Origin of the sequence: Streptomyces sp. NPDC058051, assembly GCF_042885475.1 — a bacterium.
Taxonomy (GTDB): domain Bacteria; phylum Actinomycetota; class Actinomycetes; order Streptomycetales; family Streptomycetaceae; genus Streptomyces.
Map to the genome: position 1 here is coordinate 1 of NZ_JBHVRW010000069.1, position 2,558 is coordinate 2,558.

The window sequence follows — 2,558 nt, forward strand, 5'->3', positions numbered from 1 at the left end:
ACGGTCGAGTACCCACACCTTCTCGAACGGCCGAATCATCACACCGGTTACGGCCCACCAGGACGTTTCAGCAAGATCGTGTTATGAGCTCTAAGACCCATGGTTTCTGGTGCACCACACTAGCAACATTCCATCCCCCTACTGCATCGCCAGCGATAGGCTGCTGTCCCCATGCTGCCGATCTCTTGCGGGAGAGACCAATGGACGCCGAGTTGCTCGCCCTCGCCAACACTGCGGGAACCACACTGGTGACCCTGCTGGCCACAGATTCCTGGACTCGGGCGAAGTCCGCTGTTGGAGCACTCTGGCGGCGCGCTCGCCCAGAAGCGGCCGAGGTGGTCGAAGCGGAACTCGTGGAGACTCGGGACGAGTTGCTTGCCGCTCAGGCTGCGGGTGATGCCGCCGTTGCCGAAGAACTTAGCGGAGACTGGCAGCGCAAGATGCGACGTCTGCTCGCTGCTGACCCCAGCCTCGCCTCAGAACTCCGCCGTCTGCTGAATGAAGAGTTGACTCCGGCGCTCAAGGCTACGGGCCAGACGTGGTCTGGCGCCGTGACCATGAAGAGCAATGTCTCAGATAATGGCCGGAATTACCAAGTGGGCCAAGGCACCTTGCACATCACAGAGTCATGACCTCCGGTAACCGTTTCAGCGGGGAGACGCGCCTGGAGGCGACGGCATCCGGGCATGGCCGCGTCTACCAGGTGGCCCAGGGCCAAATGCACATCCACAATGCAGATCCCGCTAAACAGCTTGAATTCATGCCGCTCGCGCAGTCTGTCGACGCGCTTGCGAATATGGATCCAGTCGATGCAGCCTCTGCACTCTCCGCCATGAGCCCCATTTCTGCTTCGAAGCGCCTTGAAGCCATGTATGTCGATGGTGGCGCGACGATCTTTACCCAACTTAGTGATGGGCTAATTTCCGAACTGCTGCAACTTATTTCTCCCAGCTTGCTCTCATATCTCACTGCAGAGACGAGGCCGGAGAAAATCGGTGCAGCTTTGGCGATCTTGCAAATGCGTCCTGCGGGTGTGGTGAAAATCCTCTCCAAGGTTCATGAGCCCGAAAAAGTGTTGGCGTCAGCACCACAGGACGCTGCGATTCGATGGATGATTTCTGCAGGCATGCCTCAGGGGGCGGTCTGGTTTGAGAAAATGGCCCAGCAGCCAGCTGCTGCACTTCTCTCCAACATGCCCGTAAACTTCGCTGCCCCACTAATCCAGCACGTAACTCACCGCAGGGCGGCGGGAATCTTGGCAGCGATGAAGAAATCCAAAAGATCCGCGCTCATGAAGGTTATTTCTCGGCGCAATGCGGCAGCAATTGCGCAGGAATGGCCACAAGGGAAGGGTAGGGTGATCAATTAATGTCGTGGGACTTGGCACACTTCAGTGGCAACTAGCGTCGCTTCGGTTCCGCTGCGGCAATAGCCCAATCCAACTAGGTGCTCGTCAGGTCCAGGGGCGCGGCCGCGGCAATCCGCTCCAACCGATAGCGGCACACAACTACTGTAGACCGTGTATCGGAAGTGGATCTCGAACGGCGCGGCGAAGGTTCAAATCGCGGAGGGAAGTCCAAAGCAGTGCAGTAATTGACGGCGTCCAGGACCGGATCGACGCATCCAAGCCGCAGTAGCAGAGGAGAAACAGCAGTGAGCCCGTGGTGTCGGTCGGTACCGTGGGCCTACGTGCGTACGCCGATCATCAGTCCCAGATCAGCCTGCCGCCCTGAACACGTCCAGTTGCGCCCTGCGCCCCCGCAGAAATCTGCTCCATGAGGACGACCGTCTCGCTGAACAGAACGGTCAGAGACTCGTGAACTCCGAAGGATGGCGCATCCCCATCGCCGAATGAACCGATCCGACCGCTACGCGCATCCAGGAACTTGCCGTAACAAGCATCATCGTCCGAGATGATCGGAATCCACTGCTCATGCCAGAAGGGAAACTCCGGATCGTCGGACGGGTCCTCGCGCTCGATCTCCATCTTGAAGTGGTACGTCCGCTCCATGGCCGCAAGTCCCAGTAAATCGCGGTTGCCGGGCACGACCCCCTCCGTGACACCCGCAGGGTCATTGCCGGCCCCGGATGCCTGGAGCCACGTCCGAAGCTCGACCGGGAAAACGACGCACATGCGCTCCTCAGCCGCAGTGATCGCTGCCGGCGGAGCGGGAGCAAGGATCGACGACGCAGTCGTCGGTGCATTCGTCTCCAGCCAGTCCACCAATCGCTGCCACGCCAACTGCACGTCCCCCATGGTCATTCCTTTCTCCGAACGTCTGCCTCACGGCCTGACGGCGCACCCTACGGCCTGGCAGCGCAGCGCCCCAGAAGCGCAACGTCGTGCGCGAGGACAACTTCGGCTGTGTGGTCCGCGGCATGAAACCTGGATCCCATGGCATGACAGCCGAGGGTCACAGCCACTCGTTGACGGCCGCGATGAAGGCGGTTGCCTCGTAGTGGACCGCGAGCTTGTCGTATCGCGTGGGTGCGCCACGAGGCGCCATGGAATCGAGTGAGGTGAGAGACCTTCACCGCCGGGTTGTCGCAGCAACCTG

3 protein-coding genes are annotated in these 2,558 nt (G+C 60.2%); 2 read left to right on the forward strand and 1 reads right to left on the reverse strand.

The features are described from left to right. Positions 1 to 200: 200 nt before the first annotated feature. Both ACFVUT_RS37590 and ACFVUT_RS37595 read left to right on the forward strand, forming a co-directional pair. Complete coding sequence (locus ACFVUT_RS37590; RefSeq protein WP_389661274.1) at positions 201 to 632, forward strand: hypothetical protein; 432 nt, start codon at positions 201 to 203, stop codon at positions 630 to 632. Continuing rightward, positions 629 to 1,369 carry a magnesium transporter MgtE N-terminal domain-containing protein gene (locus tag ACFVUT_RS37595; RefSeq protein ID WP_389661276.1) on the forward strand — a complete coding sequence of 247 codons (741 nt, stop codon included), beginning with the start codon at positions 629 to 631 and terminating at the stop codon, positions 1,367 to 1,369. Before ACFVUT_RS37590 ends, ACFVUT_RS37595 begins: the two co-directional genes overlap by 4 nt. A gap of 336 nt (positions 1,370 to 1,705) precedes the next feature. On the opposite strand, the gene ACFVUT_RS37600 is transcribed toward ACFVUT_RS37595, so the two are convergent. Then, the gene (locus ACFVUT_RS37600) at positions 1,706 to 2,257 is read right to left on the reverse strand and encodes an SMI1/KNR4 family protein (RefSeq protein WP_389661277.1); all 552 of its coding nucleotides are present in this window, start codon (positions 2,255 to 2,257) and stop codon (positions 1,706 to 1,708) included. Positions 2,258 to 2,558: the final 301 nt, after the last annotated feature.